The following is a 19,460-nucleotide window of genomic DNA, read 5'->3' as shown; positions in this document are numbered from 1 at the left end:
GGGAGGGGGAGAGATTTATGGAATTTGCGCAACGGATGGCACGGATTGGTACGGAGACGGCTTTTGCTGTCGGAGCCCAGGCCGGAGAGTGGGCTGCGAAGGGAAACAAAGTTTACCCGTTTCACCTGGGTGACATGAACATAATCACGCCGAAAAATATCCGGGAAGCGGCAACCCGGGCGATGAATGACGGAAAAACCGGATACTGCCCCAACGCCGGAATCCCGGAATTACGAAAAGCGCTGGCCAACGATGTCGGAAGCCAGCGAGGTGTGGAGTATTCCATGGAAAATGTGGCCGTTCAGCCCGGCGGGAAACCGGTGATCGGTAAATTTCTAAACGTGGTGCTAAATCCGGGTGAAGAGGCACTCTACCCGAATCCCGGATATCCGATCTACGAATCGATGATTGAATTCCTCGGTGGCGTGGCGAAACCGTACTCATATGTGGAGACTGAAGATGGATTCGACCTGGATATGGAGCAGCTCGAATCTCAAATAACGGACAAAACGACGGTATTGGTCTATAACAACTACCAGAATCCCATGGGCGCTGAGAGTTCTGAGAAAGAAATGAAGCATCTGGCGGACCTGGCGGTGAAACACGATCTTTGGGTGCTGTCGGATGAAGCGTATTTCGAAATCCGCTACAGCGGTGAGAGCCAGAGCATTGCCAAATTCCCTGGAATGAAGGAGCGGACGGTTATCCTGTATACGTTCGGAAAGAAATTCGCGATGACCGGCTGGCGGCTCGGCGCGGCCATCGGCCCGGAAGAAGTCATCGCGGCAATCGCCAAGGTGAATACCAATGACGAGTCCTGCACCAATCACTTTAACCAGTACGCCGCCATAGAAGCGCTGACAGGCGATCAGAGTGGGTCTCGAGAGATTTTGGCGACGCTCAAGGAACGCCGGGATGTAGCGGTGGAACTGCTGAATGACATTGACGGAATTTACTGCCATAAACCGGAGACCACCTTTTACCTGTTTCCGAATGTGACGGAAGCGATGAAAGAGAAGGGTTTCGAGAGCTTGTCCGATTTCCAGGACGCAGGACTGTATAACACAGGTGTTTCCTACTGTACTCGGAACCATTTCGGACGTCCATTACCCGGCGAGCGGAATAAATATCTGCGATTCGCCTATTCCGGCATTGATGTTGAGGATATCCGGGAAGGACTTGGGAAGTTTAAGGAGTGGATAGAAGGTTAAATACGCATCGCGAAGTGAAACCATTGCATGAGCGTGTTGCGTAAGACAAACTTCTGAAGTTTCTTATACGTAATACGTAATACTCGATACTAAACGGAGTTCTAATGCCAAAAAAGACTGCGCTGTACGACGTACACGAATCGCTGGGAGCCAAGATTGTGGATTTTGCCGGGTATAAGATGCCGATCCAGTACGAAGGCATTATCAGCGAGCACAATCGGGTCCGGACGACAGTCGGAATCTTCGATATCTCCCACATGGGGGAGTTTATGGTCACCGGAAGCGAGGCTGAAGGGTTCCTGAATTATGTCACTATCAATGATGTGAGCAAGATGTCGGCTGGGCAGGCACAATACACCGCCATGTGCCTCGAGGATGGCGGCATTGTGGATGATTTGCTTATCTATAAATATGAAGATCGCTACATGGTCGTAGTGAACGCCGCCAATATCGAAAAAGACTGGGGGCATATGCAGAAGCATCTGCAAAGCGGGGACGATGTCGAATTGAAAAATGTCAGCGATGATGTCACCTTGCTGGCAGTCCAGGGGCCGGAATCCCGGGCACTCGTCCAACAGCTGACAGAGCACAACCTCAATGAGATTAAGTTTTATCACTTTGTCGAAGGTGAAGCGTCCGGAGTTCCTGCAACGATTTCACGCACAGGATATACAGGGGAAATGGGTTTTGAACTTTACGTGGAAAACGAATACGCTGCCGATCTATGGAATGCACTGTTTCAGGTTGGCGCGAAGTTCGAAGCGGAGCCGGTGGGACTCGGTGCACGCGACACCTTGCGCCTGGAAGCGGGGCTCTGTCTGTACGGGAATGATATTGACGAGTCGACCAATCCGATAGAAGCAGGGCTCGGCTGGATCACGAAACTGGGCAAGGAGGATTTCGTGGGAAAATCGGCGTTGGAAGAGGTCAGGGAAAACGGAGTAGAGCGTAAGCGCATTGGTTTTAAGTTGCTGAAACGGGGTATACCGAGGCATGGATATCCTATCACCTTTAGCGGGCGTGAAGTCGGCGAGGTCACCTCAGGAAATCAGTCACCGATGCTGGAAAAAGGTATTGGGATGGGATACGTTAAAAATGAGTTTGCGGAAATTGATACCGTGATTAATATCAAAGTACGAAACCGGGAATTGCCGGCCAAAGTCGCCAAAATGCCGTTTTACACTCCGGATTATAACGTCCGGGGTTAAGCGCTGTCCGGCCAAATTGACCAAGCATTTGACAAAACCGGTTTCTGGGGCTATAATTGTCAATCGTCCGAAACGGAGCCCTGTTGACAAAGTGACTATGGATTGATTCAATTATAAGATCGGCTCCCATGGTACTAGAAACTGGAAATTCGAAACCGGTACTGGGTATAGGGTATACGGAAAAGATGTTGGCCGTGACTGCTTTAGCGGTTTTTTATTATAGAACTCATAATTAAAGAATACAGAAGGAAGAAGTAGAAAAAGTAGAGAACTGGAGACTGATGACACTGGACTCGTGACGTTCTAACGATAACACAGTAACACTGTAACACGCCTTTACATAAACACTTGAACACCTGAACACTTCGAACGATTTTAAAACTATGACAGACAGACAACGCGAAATCACTGGTATCCTATTGATGGCGCTCGGCGTTTTTGTCTTGCTGAGCCTTATTTCTTATAATCCCGGCGAAGAGCCCACCATCGCCAAAAATATTGTCATCGACAATTGGATGGGTATCCTCGGCATCATTGTTTCCAATGCGCTCATACGATTTACCCTGGGATATGTATCATTCATCTTTCCGGTTCTGATTCTTCTCTGGGGTTGGTGGATCTTTGCAAAGAAGTCGCTCCGTCCAATGACGCGGTTTAGCATTTACATTTTGCTGCTTTCGGCCATCATTTCCACTGCCATGGGAATTCCGGACGCCATGCAACCCGGCGGAATCGCTTTTGAATATCGCTACAGCGGGTTAGTTGGCGGAGTCGTCGCCCGAACACTCCACGATATGCTTGGACTGTGGGGGGCTATAATCGTCCTGGTTGTTGGCACAATTGCCACCGTTCGCGGATATTTTATCTGGAGCCTTTACTCGCCGTTTGAAGTTATTACTGAATACTGGGAGAATTGGCGGGAAAAGCGCCGGCATAAAAAGATAGCCAAACAGGCCGATGCGGAGGAACAGGCCGAAGCTACTATCGGTGGCTACGATGATGCGCCTGAGCCCGAACCCGCCCCAAAGAAAAAATCTTCATTCTGGAAATCGAAAAAGAAAAAGTCCAAAGATGCGGAAAAGCCGGAGGAATCCGGGGAGTCGTTGCCGTTTGAACCGGATGAAGACGATGAAACTGAGACGGCGCCAAAAAGAGAAAAACAGACACCGAAGCAGGATTTTCAGTCCAGAGAAAATTTAGTAGCCTCCCCTCCGGGTGTAGAAACCGATGATGAGGATGAGAGCGAATCGGAAGAAGAGCCGAAACCGGACCGCTCAATGTCCAGGGAGGAGATTGAGGAGCAAAAGTCGGAAGATGCACCAGGCGACTCGGGAGCGGAAGGTAGAGAGACACAACGCCAGGCAGATTTCTCAATGGATGAGGAAGTTATCGAGGAGACCGTCGATTTTGATGCGATGCAGGAGAAGGCCAGGCGGCGGGAATTTCATCTGCCATCCTCTGATTTGTTGGAAGCGCCGGAAGACGTGCAGGAAGGCGCCACCAGAGAAGAGCTGGTCGAAAATGCCAAACTCCTGGAACGCTCACTTCTGGAATTCGGCGTTGAGGCCAAAGTCGTTCACATTTCACCTGGTCCGATTATTACCAGGTACGAATTGGAACCGGCCAAAGGCGTCCGCATTAATAAGTTTACTTCATTAGCCGACGATCTCGCCAGGGTGATGCGTGCCCAGCGGGTGCGGGTGCTTGCACCCATCCCAGGGAAAGCGGCCGTTGGAATCGAAATCCCGAATAAGCACGGCGCCACCGTCTATCTGAAACATATCATTAATTCCGATGCCTTCGCTTCGGCAGATCACACGCTCACCTTTGCCATGGGAAAAACCACCTCCGGTGAGGCGTACGTAGCGAATCTGGCAAAAATGCCTCATGTGCTCATCGCCGGGGCCACCGGTTCCGGAAAATCGGTCTGCATCAATACGATGATTATGAGCCTGCTGTACCGGGCCAATCCGAGCGAACTGAAGTTTATTCTGGTGGACCCCAAGAAGCTAGAACTCTCAGTGTACCAGCGGCTGGAAGGCTATCATCTGATTACCAGCGAAGACCTGGACGAGTACGTTATCACAAAGCCGAGCAACGCAGTGACCGCCCTCCGGTCGGCAGAGATTGAGATGGAGCGGCGGTACGAGCTTTTAGCCGACGCTGCAGTCAGGGATATCGACGAATACAATCGCCGGGTGGACGCCGGTCGCCACGAGGGTGAACATCTTCCCTATATTGTGGTGGTAATCGACGAACTGGCGGACTTGATGATTACCGCCTCCAAAGAGGTGGAGGAACCTATCTCCAGGATTGCACAGATGGCGCGCGCCGTGGGAATCCACCTGATTATCGCAACCCAGCGTCCGTCGGTGGACGTCCTCACCGGTGTCATCAAGGCGAATTTTCCGGCACGGATTGCATTCCAGGTGGCTTCGAAAACGGATTCCCGGACTATCTTGGATGCCAACGGTGCAGAGAAACTTCTCGGTAAGGGCGATATGCTCTTTCTGCCGCCGGCCCAACCGGAGCCGATTCGATTACACAATTCCTACGTCACCCTGGAGGAAATTGAGTCTGTCCTCGATCACATTAACCAGCAACCCAAGTCCGAAGAATTAGAACTGCCGAGTCTCCAGGACAATACGGAGTCGACGACATTTAGTATCGGTCACGAGCGGGACGAACTATTTTTCGATGCGCTAAAATTGGTAGTTACCCATGATCAGGGATCCATCTCGTTGCTCCAGCGTCGTCTGCGGATTGGCTACTCCCGTGCCGCCCGGATCATCGATGAACTGGAAGAGGCTGGCATCGTCGGCGGTCACGAGGGCAGCAAGGCCCGCGACGTGTTAGTGGACGAATCCATCATCGAACAGATCGAGAACGGGGAGATTGATATTTAGTCTGCGGCGTTTGCACCCATTTATTGTTTTAGGAATTTTCTGAGATTATTCCCTGCATTTTTTAAAAAATCAGACGTATTGCGTCTCGAGTATTGCGTATTACGTAACTTACCTCCGCCGGAGAGTGTGTTTGTGGTTGGAAGTGATTCAACTAGCACTTAGTTAAGTTTATAATTTCGTGTTCTGTTCAGCGCATTTACTATAATCTCATGCTGGTAAACCGAGCCCATTCGCCCTCTTTACCTTCGGGGCTTAGCATCATATCATTTACTTTCCCCTTTTACTTCCACTTTTGTCTTGAAACAAAAGTGGTAAAAATTCAAGGCTGCGCTCTTTATTTTGACCGTTTCAAGATTCGTTTCGGGCCAGAACCACCTGTGCCGAATTGAAATGGCCCACAACTTGTTGTGGTTGCCATTTCAGTGTCGGTAGAACTCGGTCGCTTCGCTCCCTCAGACAGCTGGTTCTGGCTCTCCTCCGCTCATCGAAACGGTGCCCAAAATAAATAGCAAGGCCAAGGGGGAACCATTTCTTTTCTTTAATATGGAAACTCAGTGTTTGAGCACCCGAATAGAAATTCCGTATTGCAAAAATCGGCAAGAAAGAATTATGAAAGACCATGTATCGTTGTAGAAGTGCGAGTTCTGAGTTTCCTTGATTTTTTCTGCCCGTTTTTTCTTAAGAGAAAATGGGCAAAGAAAAGGGAGATCTGGGATTGGTGAAAAAACCGGTATAGCACCGGTATGGCTGTCATTGCGAGACACTAATACGCAGTACAAAATACTTTAACTATAACACATTAATACCATAACATGTTTTCAACCCAAATACCTGAACACTTGAACACCCGACACGTTCGTGGTCGATTACTGTCATACCATCTTTTCCTGTTTTAATCCGACTCCCTTCTTTATTATATTTCTGGAACGTAAAAGAAATGGAGTCTTATGGATAAATTAAAGTACACATACGCGTTTTTCTTTCTTTTGGCAGCAGTGTCAGTCTTTGCTGCTTTAACTGCTGAACAGGTCATCGAACGGGTGCAAAATTCGGTGCAGACAGAAAAACCGCTCCGGGTGAAATTCCAGCAAGTCTTCGAATGGCAGGTGACCGGGAAGGTCGAAAAACTGGACGGCGAAATGTTGCTGGATGGCCTGAATAAGTTCAGAATTGTCACGCCGGACCAGACGGTGGTCAGCAACGGAGAAACCATGTGGACCTACTCCCGGTTGGAAGACCAGGTCATCATAGACAATGTGACCAATGACCCGCAGACACTCATGCCACGGGATATCCTGTTTACCTATCCGGAGACCTATAATGCCACTCTCTGGAAACCGGGCACCGAATTGGATGGTGAACCTGCCGCGGCATTACGGATGACTCCGAAAGACAAAAACCAGATGATGCAGGAACTCAAAGTCTGGGTGAGCAAAGAAACCTGGCATCCGCTACAGGTCGAATTTACTGATATGAACAAAAACACAACCTCCTATCAGATTAATTCGGTGACCGTGGATACGACCATCTCCGCTGAAGCATTCACCTTCGAGCCAAATGAAAACACTGAAGTGATCGATGTCCGATAATAACATTTCTTCGGTAGAAATGTCCGAACACGAAGATCCGAAAAATCTCCCCCAATGGTTTGCAGTCTATTGTAAATCTCGGCATGAAAAAAAGGTCGCGGAACAGTTGGAGGAGAAAGGAATCGATCATTATCTGCCGCTGAGAACCGAAGTGCGTCAGTGGAGCGATCGAAAAAAGAAGGTTGAGATACCGCTCTTTCGCGGATACATCTTTGTGCATATTCCAAAACACTTGCAAGTCCCGGTGTTGGAAACTTATGGCGCAGTGACGTTCGTGAAATTCGCCGGAAAACTTGTGCCGATCCGGGATGAACAAATTGAGGCTGTCCGGAGGATAGAAGAATATGGCGCGGATTTGCAACCTGAAAGCGGTGACTTTGAGCTGGAGGATAGAGTCAGAGTTCTGGAAGGCTCCTGTAAGGGGCTGGAAGGCCGGCTTATCCATAAGAAGAAGGGCGACCGGTTTGTTGTAGTCATTGATTCGCTGAAACTCGGGGCCTCAGTGGTAATCAACAAAGAGTGGCTGGAAAAAATTGACGAAGGAGCGCCGGCGGAGTGACTGACCAGACAGACAGAGTGGTCTTCCTGGATCGTGACGGTGTTTTGAACACCACCTTGCCCTCCTATGTAAATCGGTGGGAAAATTATGTCTGGTATCCCTGGACGTTCAAAGCACTGCGAAAGCTTACCGAAAATGGCGCCCGGATTTTTATTGTGACAAACCAGTCAGGGATCGGCCGGGGATATTTTACGGCGGAAACACTGCGGGACATTCATTCCCGGGTGAAGGAGCGGGTAGAGAAAGCCGGTGCACATATTGAAGAAATCTACTACTGCCCACACGCGCCGGAAGACAACTGTGGCTGCCGCAAGCCCCAACCGGGCATGCTGGAACAGGCCGCAAGTGAACACAAGATCTCTTTGGAGAAAGCCTGGTTTATTGGTGACCACTATACGGATATCTCCGCCGGGCAACAAGCAGGTGTCTCCACAATACTTATCCGGAGCAGCCGGGACGGTTCTCGCGCCACGGAGTCAGCGCAGCCGGACTATATTTACGATACGCTGTTACAGGCAGTGGATAACATTATTGAACAGTGGAGAAACCCATCATGAAGATTGCAGTTTATCGTGGCGGCACATCAATGGAACGAGACGTCTCGCTCAACTCGGCAAAGTTTATCGGTGACACCCTCGCACAAATGGAACACGAAGTTTTGTACGTTGATCCGGCATTCTCCCCGGAGCAATTTAATGAGAAATCCGCAGTCGATTATTCTATAGAAGGAGAGCCACCCTCCCTGGATGAGATTCGGGAGTTGAATCATCGACATATCTTTCAGCTCTTGTTGCATGAGAAGGTGGCCGCGGCCGACTTTCATTTTATTGGACTTCACGGCGGCATTGGCGAGAATGGGTTACTCCAGGGAATGTTTGAGCATTTAGGATACCAATACAATGGACCGAACGCTTCTGCCAGCGCCGTTGCCATGGACAAGCATCTCACGAAGCAGATTATGGTCGCCCAGGGAATTCCCACAGCGGAGTGGTTGATGGTTTCACAATCCCGGTGGAAAGAAAATTCGTCGAAAGTCCGGGCAATCATCGAAGAGAAATTCACACCGGGTATTGTGGTAAAGCCCAATAGCCAGGGATCTACAATAGGGTTAACCATCTTGCATAGCCTGGCCGGATTGGCGGAGGCGCTGGAAAAAGCCTTTGAATATGAAGACCAGGTAATGGTGGAGCAATACATCCCCGGGCGGGAAATTACCGCATCCGTCCTTGGGAAGGAAGCGTTACCGCTGGTGGAAATCAAGCCTAAGCATGATATTTACGATTATGAGTGCAAATACGGCGAAGGGATGAGTTCGTACGAGGTTCCCGCCGATCTGAAGGACCCCGAAACAGAGGAAATTCAGCAGTACGCGCTCCGGTTGTTCAATAGCATCGGAGCAAGTGGATACTCCCGTGTGGACTTCCGCCTGAGTACCGGCGGTGAACCACTCTGTCTGGAAATCAATACCCTCCCCGGCATGACCGGGACCAGCCTGGTGCCCAAAGCCGCAAAAGCCGCCGGGCTGACCAATAAAGAACTGCTACTGCGAATCATTGATTACGGACAGAAATAATTATGCTTCAGTTTTACAATACGCTGACCAGAAAAAAAGAAGCATTTATCCCCATTGAAGAAGATACCGTTAAGATGTACACCTGCGGTCCTACAGTTTATAACTATGCGCATATCGGAAATTATCGGGCCTATATATTTGAGGATCTCTTGCGGCGGTATCTGAGATATAAGGGATATGAGGTAAACCAAGTGATGAATGTCACCGACGTGGATGACAAGATTATTCGGGATGCCAATACAGAGAACATAGATTTCAAAGAGTTTACCGCCCCGTACAAGAAGGCATTTTTCGAAGATTTGGATGCGCTCCGAATCGAACCAGCGGAGCATTATCCGGAAGCTACCCAGCACATTGAAGAAATGGTGGCGCTGGTTGAGCAGCTCCTGGAAAAGGGATACGCTTATAAAACTGACGACGGCTCCATTTATTATAGCGTTGAGAAATTTGAAGAATACGGGCAGCTGGCGAATATGGATCCGGACGAAATGCAGCATTCCGAGCGCGTGGAAGCGGACGAATACGACAAGGAGAGTATCCGCGATTTTGCGCTTTGGAAGGCATGGAAACCGGAGGATGGCGACATCTACTGGGAAACTTCGCTGGGAAAAGGCCGTCCGGGCTGGCATATCGAGTGCTCCGCCATGTCAACGAATTATCTCGGGACGCACTTCGACATCCATACCGGCGGTGTGGACAATATTTTCCCGCATCACGAAAATGAAATTGCTCAAAGCCAGGCGGCCACCGGCGACCAATTCGTGAATTACTGGCTCCACTGCGAGCACCTCATCGTCGACGGCGAAAAGATGAGCAAGTCGCTGGGTAATTTTTACAACCTTCGTGAAGTCATTGAAAAAGGGAACGATCCGGAAATCATTCGGTATGTGCTGCTTTCCACACATTATCGGCAGAAACTGAACTTTACCTGGGAAAAGGTGCGCGAGGCGGAATCGGCGGTGCAGCGGCTCCGCAATATTGTAACTCATTTGGAGGCGGTTTCCAGAGAAGGAGAGGGTGATATCCTGGGTCTGCTCGAGAATTCAGCGGCAGAATTCGAGAGTGCATTGGATGACGATCTGAATATAGCCGGCGCCCTTGGGGCGGTTTTCACTCTAGTGAAGGAACTAAATAGCCGGATTGTGGAAGAGGCGATCACCAAATCTATGGCACAGAACGCGCTGAAATATCTCCGGGAGTTCGATACGGTTCTGGACGTATTGGAGCCATCGGGAGCCGATGAAGAGATACCGGATGAGGTAGAGCAACTGGCTGACGAACGGAGCCAGGCCCGCGCTGATAAGGATTACGAGAAGGCGGATCGCTTGCGGGATAAAATTGATGCTTTGGGTTACGTGGTAGAGGATACGCCGGACGGAGTCATTATCAAACAGAAAAAACAGGAAAATTCCTGATACAACTTGACTTCGGATATTTTTGCATTAATTTATGGAGCTGTTTGAATGAACCGCTCAAATTGAGCGGACGGAGCGGAATTTTGGGTTGAGCGGACGGAGCGGAATTTTTTGACATTTGAGAGGGAATTGGCCACCATAGCTCAGCTGGAAGAGCACCTCACTTGTAATGAGGTGGTCGCGGGTTCGATTCCTGCTGGTGGCTCGCTTGAAACGGGCAGGTACCAAAGCGGTCAAATGGAGCAGACTGTAAATCTGCCGGCAATTGCCTTCGGAGGTTCGAATCCTTCCCTGCCCACAGAGCCTTGCGCTCTATGATAAGCGGGAGTAGCTCAGCTGGCTAGAGCTTCAGCCTTCCAAGCTGAATGTCGCGAGTTCGAATCTCGTCTCCCGCTCTTGATTTTTGAAAACCAATCGGGCAATGATTCGATAGCATGACTACGAGTCAGAGAGTCATGCCCTGAGACGGAATAGTTTCGGAGAGAGATTAGAGAGTCCGGCGGTATCCCGTCTTAGTGTTAGAATCTAAAAGCCCACGTAGCTCAGACGGTAGCAGCACTTCCTTGGTAAGGAAGAGGTCACCGGTTCAAGTCCGGTCGTGGGCTCGTAGTGTATTTAGAACCGAGCACTGATTAAATGAGGAGGCATGAACAATGTCGAAACAGAAATTTGAACGGACCAAACCCCATGTGAACGTGGGGACGATTGGCCATGTAGATCACGGGAAGACGACGCTGACGGCGGCGTTGACACTGTATCTATCCGGCCAGGGGCTGGCGGAGATCCGCGATTTTGACAGTATCGATAACGCGCCGGAAGAAAAAGAGCGCGGGATCACTATCGCGACCGCCCACGTGGAATACGAAAGCGCCAACCGGCACTACGCCCACGTGGACTGTCCGGGACACGCCGATTACATCAAAAACATGATTACCGGGGCAGCCCAGATGGACGGCGCCATTCTGGTCGTGAGCGCCGCCGACGGTCCCATGCCGCAGACCCGGGAGCACATTCTGCTGGCACGGCAGGTGGGCGTCCCGAATATCGTGGTCTTTATGAATAAAACGGACCAGGTGGACGATCCGGAATTGCTGGAACTGGTGGAGTTGGAACTCCGGGAACTGTTGAGTGAGTATGATTTCCCCGGGGATGATATTCCGATTGTGAAGGGTAGCGCGCTGGAAGCGCTGAGCAATCCGGACGATGCAGACGCCACCGCCCCGATGCAGGAACTGATTGAGGCGCTGGATGATTACATTCCCGAGCCGGAACGCGACACCGACCGGTCGTTTTTGATGCCGGTCGAGGACGTCTTCTCAATTACCGGACGTGGCACCGTGGGTACCGGTCGAATCGAGCGCGGTATTGTGCATGTGGGTGACGAAGTCGAAGTGATTGGGCTCGGCGGCCACAAGACGACGGTCGTGACTGGGGTGGAAATGTTCCGAAAGATGCTGGACGAAGGCCAGGCCGGCGATAACGTGGGGCTGTTGCTGCGCGGGATCGACAAGGAATGGCTGCAGCGCGGTATGGTCTGTGCGGAGCCGGGCAGTATTACGCCGCATACGAAATTCAAGGCGGAAGTGTATGTCCTGAAAAAAGAAGAGGGGGGACGCCATACCCCGTTCTTTCAGGGCTACCGGCCGCAGTTTTACTTCCGGACGACGGATGTAACAGGCTCGGTGAATCTGCCGGAAGGCGTGGAAATGGTGATGCCGGGCGACAAGGTGAATATGGACGTGGAACTGATTGCACCGATTGCCATGGAAGAAGGGCTCCGGTTCGCGATTCGGGAAGGCGGCCACACCGTTGGCGCTGGCGTCGTGACGGATATTGTCGAGTAATTAATCACGAAGCGGAGCTAATAGAATGCGAACAATCGTCACACTCGAGTGCTCTGAGTGCAACAATCGGAACTATACAACCGATAAGAATAAACAGACGCACCCGGAGCGAGTGGAGTATAAAAAATACTGCCGCTTCTGTCGGGAACACACGACACATAAAGAAACTCGATAACGAGAATTGCATATACATCTGATGGGAAGGGTTCAAATAGGTGAGTAGCTCAACTGGGAGAGCACCGGTCTCCAAAACCGGCGGTTGCGGGTTCGATTCCTGCCTCACCTGCTTTCATCAATCAGGTGTTCGGTTACTGGCTCGTTCCCGTCAGGTGTCATATGCAATCCGGTGTGAGTTAATCCGGTCGCTTTCTCCAAACGATGGTGGGCAGATACAGATATGATTGAAAAAATTCAGAATTACATCCAGGAGGTCATCTTCGAATTTAAGAAGGTTTCATGGCCTGCCTGGGAAGAATTAAAAGGTTCGACAATCGTAGTGCTTTTATTGACACTGTTTTTTGCGGTCTTGTTGTTCATAACAGATTTTATTTTGTCTCGTATAATGAGCCTGATTTTAGGGGCGTAATCGGAGTTTAGTATGGACTGGTTTGCCATAAGAGGGTATTCCGGAAAAGAGAAGAAGATCCGTGATGTGATTCTGTCTGAAGCCGAGCGTGAAGGGCTGGAGGATATGATCGACGATGTAATGGTCCCTTCCGAGAACGTCGTGGAAATGCGGGACGGAAAAAAGCGGGTACGGGATAAAGTCTTTTTCCCGGGATATGTTTTGGTCAAGATGGAGTTGACGAAAGAAACTCAATATTTAATTGAAAATACTCCCGGGGTCCTCAACTTTGTCGGACCGAAGGGGGAGCCGCAGCCGTTGCGGGATGAAGAAGTGAAGCGGATTCTCGGTGAAGTTGAAGAAAAAGAGGGGAAAGAGGTTGTTGAGACTCCTTTCAAGGTCGGAGATGCAATCAAAGTAGTTGATGGCCCCTTTGTAGACTTCAACGGATTTGTGGAAGAGGTCAACGAAGAAAAACAGAAGGTAAAAGTCCGGGTCAGCATCTTTGGACGTCCCACCCCGGTTGAATTAGACTATCTACAAGTAGAATTGGAAAAATAGGGTAAGTTGATATGGCCAAGAAAGTAATAGCAAACGTCAAACTCCAGATTCCCGCCGGACAGGCGAACCCGTCGCCGCCTGTTGGACCGGCACTGGGGCAGCATGGTGTGAATATTATGGAGTTTTGCAAAGCGTTTAATGCCAAAACCCAGGATCAGGGCGGGCTGATTATCCCTGTGGAACTCACGGTCTATGCCGATCGGTCTTTCTCATTTATTACCAAAACACCGCCGGCAGCTGTTTTGCTAAAGAAAGCGGCAAAGATTGAAAAGGGATCCGGTGTCCCCAATACCGAAAAGGTGGGGGCGGTGACGATGAAAGATTTGGAAGATATTGCTGAAACGAAGATGGAAGATTTAAATGCTCATACGATTGAGCAGGCAGTGAAAATTATCGCTGGGACGGCCCGGAGTATGGGGCTCGTCGTAGAAGGCTAATTGAGACAAATCGAGGCACAGTATGAAGAGAAGCAAACGATATAACCAGGCGGTTGAGACCTTTAACCGGAACGAGGAATATCCCGTAGATAAAGGCGTAATGCTCCTGAAGCAGTCCGCAACCGCAAATTTTGATGAAACGGTGGAGCTGAGTGTGAACCTTGGGGTTGATCCCAAGCACGCCGATCAGATTGTTCGGGGGACAGTCACACTGCCAAACGGAACCGGAAAAGATGTGAAAGTATTGGTGCTGGCGAAGGGTCCAGCCGCAACCGAAGCGGAAGAAGCCGGTGCGGATTACGTTGGCCTGGACGAGTATATTGAGAAGATCCAGGAAGGCTGGACGGAAATGGATGTGGTTATCGCCACCCCGGATGTGATGGGGCAGGTCGGGAAACTCGGCCGGGTGCTTGGTCCGCGGGGCTTGATGCCGAATCCGAAAAGCGGAACGGTGACGACTGACGTAGCAAAGACGGTGGAGGAAATGAAGGCCGGCAAGATTGAATTCCGGGTGGACCGATATGGCATTATTCATTCTATCATCGGGAAGGCATCCTTCGAATCGCCGGAGCTGGTCGAAAATGTGAAGGCATTTATCGGTACGCTGCTGCGGATGCGTCCGGCAGCCGCCAAAGGACAGTATTTACGAAAGGTAACTATTTCCTCGACTATGGGGCCCGGCATTAAACTGGACCGCTCATCGGTGGTTAAATAGACAAGGGAGTTTTTTCAGATGCCAAGTGCAGAAAAAGAACAGTTTGTAGCGGAAATTCAGGAAAAGTTTGCTGAATCCAGCGGCATTTATTTCACGGATTTCCTCGGATTAAATGTCGAGCAGGTGAATGATCTGCGGAGCAAGTTCTTCGAGGCGTCAGTTGAGTACAAAGTCGTGAAAAACCGCCTGACGAAGATCTCAGCAAAAGAGGCAGGATACGACAACGTTGACGATTTGCTGACCGGCCCGACGGCCATTGCCTTTACCAAGGATGATCCGGTGGCGCCAGCGAAGATTCTGACGGATTTTGCCAAAGAGAACGAACAGATTTCCCTGAAGGGCGGAATTTTCGAAGGGGAGCGAATCGAATTAGATCGAATGAACGCGATCGCGAACCTGCCGTCGCACGAAGAATTATTGCAAAAATTACTGGGCGGATTGCAGTCACCCATGCGGAATCTGGTAAGCACGCTGAACGCGTCTATGCAGAATCTGACATTTGCCCTGGCTCAACTAAAAGAACAAAAAAATCAATAGAGAGAAGAAGAACCCTAAGGAGGAGTTGAAGAATGGCTGAAATTACACGCGATGATGTCCTCAGCTATCTAGAAGAAGCGAACATGCTTGAAATCTCAGAACTCATTGATGCCATAGAAGAAAAATTTGGCGTTACTGCTGCAGCACCTGTGGCTGTCGCTGGCGGAGGAGCCGGTGGTGGTGAGGCCGCTGAAGAAGAAAAAGATGAGTTTGATGTTGTCCTGGCAGGCGCCGGATCGCAGAAGATTCAGGTGATTAAGGTGGTCCGTTCCCTGACCAATCTTGGGCTGAAGGAAGCCAAGGAACTGGTCGATAACGCCCCGAATCCCATCAAGGAAGCGGTAACCAAGGAAGAAGCAGAAGACATCAAGAGTCAGCTGGAAGAAGTAGGCGCAGAAGTTGAACTGAAATAGGGGTGGGCGCCACAGCATCAGTTGCGACTCTGGTTGCATGGAGTATCGTTATTAAGGCGATGACGAAACCTGGGACTCTGTTCACAGGTTTTGTCGTATATATGATAAAGAGGAGGTGTACCTCTTGAGTACAACTTATAAAAATCGGATTGAACGGGAATCGTTTGCAGAAATTTCCCAGGGACTGGATATGCCAAACTTGCTCGATATCCAGTTGGAGTCAATTCGGGAATTTCTGCAGCTCCACCTGTCCCCCCAGCAGCGGAGTAACGTGGGACTGAACCAGGTCTTTAACAATCTGTTTCCCATTGAAGACAGCCACGGAAATTACTTGCTGGAATATGTAAGCTATTCCGTCGGGAACGCAAAATATACAGTTGATGAGTGTGTGGAACGTGGCGTTAGCTACGAACTGCCGCTGAAAGTCAAACTCCGCTTGCACGTGGCCGAAGAGGACGCGGACAAGGGAGAGTACAGTGATACCATCGAGCAGGATATATTCTTCGGAAATATTCCAATGATGACGGATCGCGGTACATTCATCATTAACGGAGCCGAACGTGTAATCGTGAGTCAGCTCCAGCGGTCACCCGGTGTCTTCTTTGATGACAATGTCCATCCCAACGGAACAAAACTCTTCACAGCCCGGATTATTCCGTTCCGCGGATCCTGGATCGATTTTACTACTGATATATACGACGCCCTGTATGTGATTATTGATCGTCGTAGGAAATTCCCGGTGACTACGCTGTTGCGTGCGCTTGGTTTTCCGAATAATGAGGACATCCTGGAGGCGTTTGATCTCCTGCAAGAGAAAAAACTTACCAAAGCCGGCATTAAAAAAGTGGCCGGCAAATTCCTGGCTGCGGATGTGGTTGATACAGAAACGGGCGAAGTACTTGCTGAATGGGGGAAGCCCTATGACATCGAAGATGTAGAGGAATGGGCGGACGCCGGTATCGAAAAGGTCACCGTGCTGGAAGCGCAAGATGAACTAGTTGCCGAACTGTTGCTGAATACGCTGAAGAAAGATCAATCCGATGACGAGGAATCGGCGCTGGAAATCATTTACCAGAACGTACGATCCAGCGAACCACCGAATATCGATACCGCGCGGAAATTCGTCGATCGGATGTTCTTCTCAGAGAAGAAATACGATCTCGGCGAAGTAGGCCGGTACCGCATAAATAAGAAATTCGATCAGGATGTATCTCTGGAGCAAACCACGTTGATGAAGGATGATTTCATTACCATCCTGAATCATCTGATCAAGATGCGGCTCGGGATGGCGGAGACCGATGATATTGATCATCTGGGCAACCGTCGTGTGCGAACGGTCGGCGAACAGATGGCGAACCAGTTTACCATCGCGTTGACCCGGATGAGCCGGACTATCAAAGAACGTATGAATATGCGCGATACGGAAAATCTGACACCGAAGGATTTGGTGAATTCCCGGATCGTGAGTTCGGTGATCAACTCTTTCTTTGGAACGAGTCAGCTGTCGCAATTCATGGATCAGACGAATCCGCTGGCCGAATTAACGCATAAGCGACGTCTGTCGGCACTTGGGCCAGGTGGGCTGACCCGGGAACGCGCCGGCTTTGAGGTGCGTGATGTGCACTATACCCATTATGGTCGCCTCTGTCCGATTGAAACGCCGGAGGGCCCGAACATCGGTTTGATCTCTTCGCTGGCAACCTATGCCAAGGTCAACCGTCTCGGCTTTATCGAGACACCCTACCGGAAGGTCTTTTCCGATAACGGGTCGACGAAGGTCACTAACGATATCGACTACCTCTCTGCGGACGACGAAGGCCGGGTAACGATTGCACAGGCGAATGCGCCTGTGGATGAGAAGGGGCAATTCATCAGTGACTCGGTACGTGCGCGGATCCGGGGAGAATTTATCAAAATCGAGCCGGAAGACGTGGGCTATCAGGATGTTTCGCCGAATCAGATTGTGAGTGCTGCAGCCGCACTGATTCCGTTCCTGGAACATGATGATGCAAACCGTGCTCTGATGGGGTCAAACATGCAGCGTCAGGCCGTGCCGCTTTTAATGCCGGAAACTCCTATTGTCGGAACCGGTCTTGAGAAGCGCGTTGCAGTGGATTCCAAAGCTGTCGTGACCTCTGATGTAGACGGCGAAATCACTAGTGTCGATTCCAACCATATTACTATTAAAAAGACAAATCCTGAGCGCAAAGATGAAGATATCACCTTTGCCGAACAGGATGACCTTGTCACGTATAATATGCATAAATTTATGCGGACGAATCAGGATACCGCTGTCAATCAGAAACCACTGGTGGATAAAGGCGACAAGGTGAAAGCCGGTGATGCCATTGCTGATGGATGCGCAACTGAAAAAGGCGAACTGGCGCTTGGTCGAAACGTGCTCGTGGCTTTTATGCCATGGCGCGGATATAACTTCGAGGATGCCATCGCCGTCAGTGAGCGGTGTGTCAAGGATGACGTGTTCACCTCGGTGCATATCAAAGAGGTGGAGATGGAAGTCCGTGACACCAAGCGCGGGGAAGAAGAACTGACCCGCGAGATTCCCAATGTCAGCGAGGAAGCCACCCGGAACCTGGACGAAAATGGTCTGGTGCGGGTCGGTGCTGAGGTTGAGCCTGGCGATATCCTCATTGGAAAAGTGACGCCGAAGGGCGAAACGGATCCCACGCCGGAAGAGAAATTGCTTCGAGCGATCTTTGGCGAAAAAGCCGGTGAAGTGAAGGATGCATCCAAAAAAGCCGATCCCGGCGTCAGCGGCGTCGTTGTCGAGACCAAACTGTTTAATCGCCGGACCAGTGAGTCCAGGAAGGAAGAGCAGCGCAAGGTTGAGCAGATCAAGAAAGAGGGCGAACGCCGGAAAGAGCAGTTGGCGGATAGACGAATCCAGAAAATTCTCAACTTCGTTGACGGCATGGAGACAATTGGGATTAAAGACAAAGCTGGCAAGAGCCTGTTGCGTGCCGGTGCAACGTTGAACGAAGAGAACCTGCGCGGCATCAATCTGGACGATGTTGGGATTGAATATCCGTGGGTCGATGACGAGGAAAAGAGCAAAAAGATCCAGCAGATCTTTGAAAACTATGAAGAAGCCTATGCCAGCATCGAAGAGGATGTTGAAAAAGAGATTTACAAGCTTAAAGTTGGCGACGAATTACAACCCGGGGTTCTGCAGCTGGCGAAGGTTTATATTGCCAGCAAGCGGAAAATCGCCGTTGGAGATAAAATGGCCGGACGGCACGGAAATAAGGGCGTAATCGCAACCGTGGTACCTGAAGAGGACATGCCATTTATGGAAGACGGAACACCGGTGGACATTCTGCTGAATCCGCTGGGTGTGCCATCGCGAATGAACCTTGGTCAACTTTACGAAACTATGCTGGGTTGGGCAGGCGAAGCATTGGGAGTTCACTTTTCTTCGCCGGTCTTCGACGGTGCTTCGCTGGACGATGTCCACGAAAAGCTCAAAGAAGCCGGACTGCCTGAAGACAGCAAGGTTCAGCTCATCGATGGGATTACGGGTGAACATTTTGATAACCCTGTGACGGTGGGACAAATTTATATGATGAAGCTCTCGCACATGATCGAGGACAAGATGCACTCGCGCTCGACCGGCCCGTACTCGCTGATTACCCAGCAGCCGCTGGGCGGTAAGGCGCAGTTCGGTGGTCAGCGATTCGGAGAGATGGAAGTCTGGGCATTGGAAGCATACGGTGCGGCACATACGTTGCGCGAAATGCTGACGGTGAAATCGGATGATGTGGAAGGTCGCTCCCGCGTGTACAACGCTATTGTGAAAGGTGAGAACCTGCCACCGTTCGGTGTGCCCGAGTCGTTTAATGTGCTCCTGCGTGAACTTCAAGGACTCGGTATTGATATCGAGTTGAATTAAACCTTCAATTGAGAAGG

General features: G+C 50.4%; 17 protein-coding genes and 5 tRNA genes. All 22 read left to right on the top strand.

What is annotated here, in order from left to right:
• Window positions 1-17 precede the first annotated feature (17 nt).
• Window positions 18-1,211, top strand: coding sequence for an aminotransferase class I/II-fold pyridoxal phosphate-dependent enzyme (locus K9N57_03690; GenBank protein MCF7803268.1), 1,194 nt, complete (start codon window positions 18-20; stop codon window positions 1,209-1,211).
• A gap of 104 nt (window positions 1,212-1,315) precedes the next feature.
• The gene (gene gcvT, locus K9N57_03685; GenBank protein ID MCF7803267.1) at window positions 1,316-2,419 is read left to right on the top strand and encodes a glycine cleavage system aminomethyltransferase GcvT; all 1,104 of its coding nucleotides are present in this window, start codon (window positions 1,316-1,318) and stop codon (window positions 2,417-2,419) included.
• A gap of 794 nt (window positions 2,420-3,213) precedes the next feature.
• Window positions 3,214-5,325 carry a DNA translocase FtsK gene (locus tag K9N57_03680; GenBank protein ID MCF7803266.1) on the top strand — a complete coding sequence of 704 codons (2,112 nt, stop codon included), beginning with the start codon at window positions 3,214-3,216 and terminating at the stop codon, window positions 5,323-5,325.
• Between the two features lie 947 nt (window positions 5,326-6,272).
• Window positions 6,273-6,914 (top strand): outer membrane lipoprotein carrier protein LolA, encoded by a 642-nt coding sequence (locus K9N57_03675; GenBank protein ID MCF7803265.1) that lies wholly within the window; start codon window positions 6,273-6,275, stop codon window positions 6,912-6,914.
• Window positions 6,904-7,473 (top strand): UpxY family transcription antiterminator, encoded by a 570-nt coding sequence (locus tag K9N57_03670; protein MCF7803264.1) that lies wholly within the window; start codon window positions 6,904-6,906, stop codon window positions 7,471-7,473. The genes K9N57_03675 and K9N57_03670 overlap by 11 nt, the downstream gene beginning before the upstream one ends.
• The gene (gene gmhB / locus K9N57_03665) at window positions 7,470-8,030 is read left to right on the top strand and encodes a D-glycero-beta-D-manno-heptose 1,7-bisphosphate 7-phosphatase (GenBank protein MCF7803263.1); all 561 of its coding nucleotides are present in this window, start codon (window positions 7,470-7,472) and stop codon (window positions 8,028-8,030) included. Before K9N57_03670 ends, gmhB begins: the two co-directional genes overlap by 4 nt.
• Window positions 8,027-9,046, top strand: coding sequence for a D-alanine--D-alanine ligase (locus K9N57_03660; protein ID MCF7803262.1), 1,020 nt, complete (start codon window positions 8,027-8,029; stop codon window positions 9,044-9,046). Before gmhB ends, K9N57_03660 begins: the two co-directional genes overlap by 4 nt.
• Entirely contained in the window at window positions 9,043-10,461 is a 1,419-nt protein-coding gene (gene cysS / locus K9N57_03655; GenBank protein MCF7803261.1) for a cysteine--tRNA ligase, read from the top strand. The genes K9N57_03660 and cysS overlap by 4 nt, the downstream gene beginning before the upstream one ends.
• 132 nt (window positions 10,462-10,593) lie before the next feature.
• Window positions 10,594-10,666 (top strand) — tRNA-Thr (locus K9N57_03650).
• A 10-nt stretch (window positions 10,667-10,676) separates the two neighbouring features.
• Window positions 10,677-10,759, top strand: a tRNA-Tyr gene (locus K9N57_03645).
• A 23-nt stretch (window positions 10,760-10,782) separates the two neighbouring features.
• Window positions 10,783-10,856 (top strand) — tRNA-Gly (locus tag K9N57_03640).
• A gap of 136 nt (window positions 10,857-10,992) precedes the next feature.
• Window positions 10,993-11,066 (top strand) — tRNA-Thr (locus K9N57_03635).
• 48 nt (window positions 11,067-11,114) lie between these two features.
• On the top strand, window positions 11,115-12,305 hold the full coding sequence (gene tuf, locus K9N57_03630) for an elongation factor Tu (GenBank protein MCF7803260.1): 1,191 nt from the start codon (window positions 11,115-11,117) through the stop codon (window positions 12,303-12,305).
• A gap of 25 nt (window positions 12,306-12,330) precedes the next feature.
• Window positions 12,331-12,480, top strand: coding sequence for a 50S ribosomal protein L33 (gene rpmG / locus K9N57_03625; GenBank protein ID MCF7803259.1), 150 nt, complete (start codon window positions 12,331-12,333; stop codon window positions 12,478-12,480).
• A gap of 38 nt (window positions 12,481-12,518) precedes the next feature.
• Window positions 12,519-12,591: transfer RNA gene (locus tag K9N57_03620), tRNA-Trp, on the top strand.
• A gap of 111 nt (window positions 12,592-12,702) precedes the next feature.
• Window positions 12,703-12,891 carry a preprotein translocase subunit SecE gene (gene secE / locus K9N57_03615; protein MCF7803258.1) on the top strand — a complete coding sequence of 63 codons (189 nt, stop codon included), beginning with the start codon at window positions 12,703-12,705 and terminating at the stop codon, window positions 12,889-12,891.
• 12 nt (window positions 12,892-12,903) lie between these two features.
• Complete coding sequence (nusG, locus tag K9N57_03610) at window positions 12,904-13,431, top strand: transcription termination/antitermination protein NusG (GenBank protein MCF7803257.1); 528 nt, start codon at window positions 12,904-12,906, stop codon at window positions 13,429-13,431.
• 11 nt (window positions 13,432-13,442) lie between these two features.
• Window positions 13,443-13,868, top strand: a complete 426-nt coding sequence (gene rplK, locus K9N57_03605; GenBank protein MCF7803256.1) for a 50S ribosomal protein L11 — start codon at window positions 13,443-13,445, stop codon at window positions 13,866-13,868.
• A 22-nt stretch (window positions 13,869-13,890) separates the two neighbouring features.
• Window positions 13,891-14,583, top strand: a complete 693-nt coding sequence (rplA, locus tag K9N57_03600) for a 50S ribosomal protein L1 (GenBank protein MCF7803255.1) — start codon at window positions 13,891-13,893, stop codon at window positions 14,581-14,583.
• Window positions 14,584-14,601: 18 nt separating this feature from the next.
• Window positions 14,602-15,120, top strand: coding sequence for a 50S ribosomal protein L10 (rplJ, locus tag K9N57_03595; GenBank protein MCF7803254.1), 519 nt, complete (start codon window positions 14,602-14,604; stop codon window positions 15,118-15,120).
• Between the two features lie 32 nt (window positions 15,121-15,152).
• A complete protein-coding gene (rplL, locus tag K9N57_03590) occupies window positions 15,153-15,533 on the top strand; it encodes a 50S ribosomal protein L7/L12 (protein ID MCF7803253.1) in 381 nt (126 codons plus the stop codon).
• A 190-nt stretch (window positions 15,534-15,723) separates the two neighbouring features.
• On the top strand, window positions 15,724-19,443 hold the full coding sequence (gene rpoB, locus K9N57_03585; protein ID MCF7803252.1) for a DNA-directed RNA polymerase subunit beta: 3,720 nt from the start codon (window positions 15,724-15,726) through the stop codon (window positions 19,441-19,443).
• Window positions 19,444-19,460 lie beyond the last annotated feature (17 nt).

It is taken from the genome of Candidatus Neomarinimicrobiota bacterium, assembly GCA_021734025.1.
Classification (GTDB): domain Bacteria; phylum Fidelibacterota; class JAANXI01; order JAANXI01; family JAANXI01; genus JAANXI01.
This window is presented reverse-complemented; position numbering and strand designations above follow the sequence as displayed.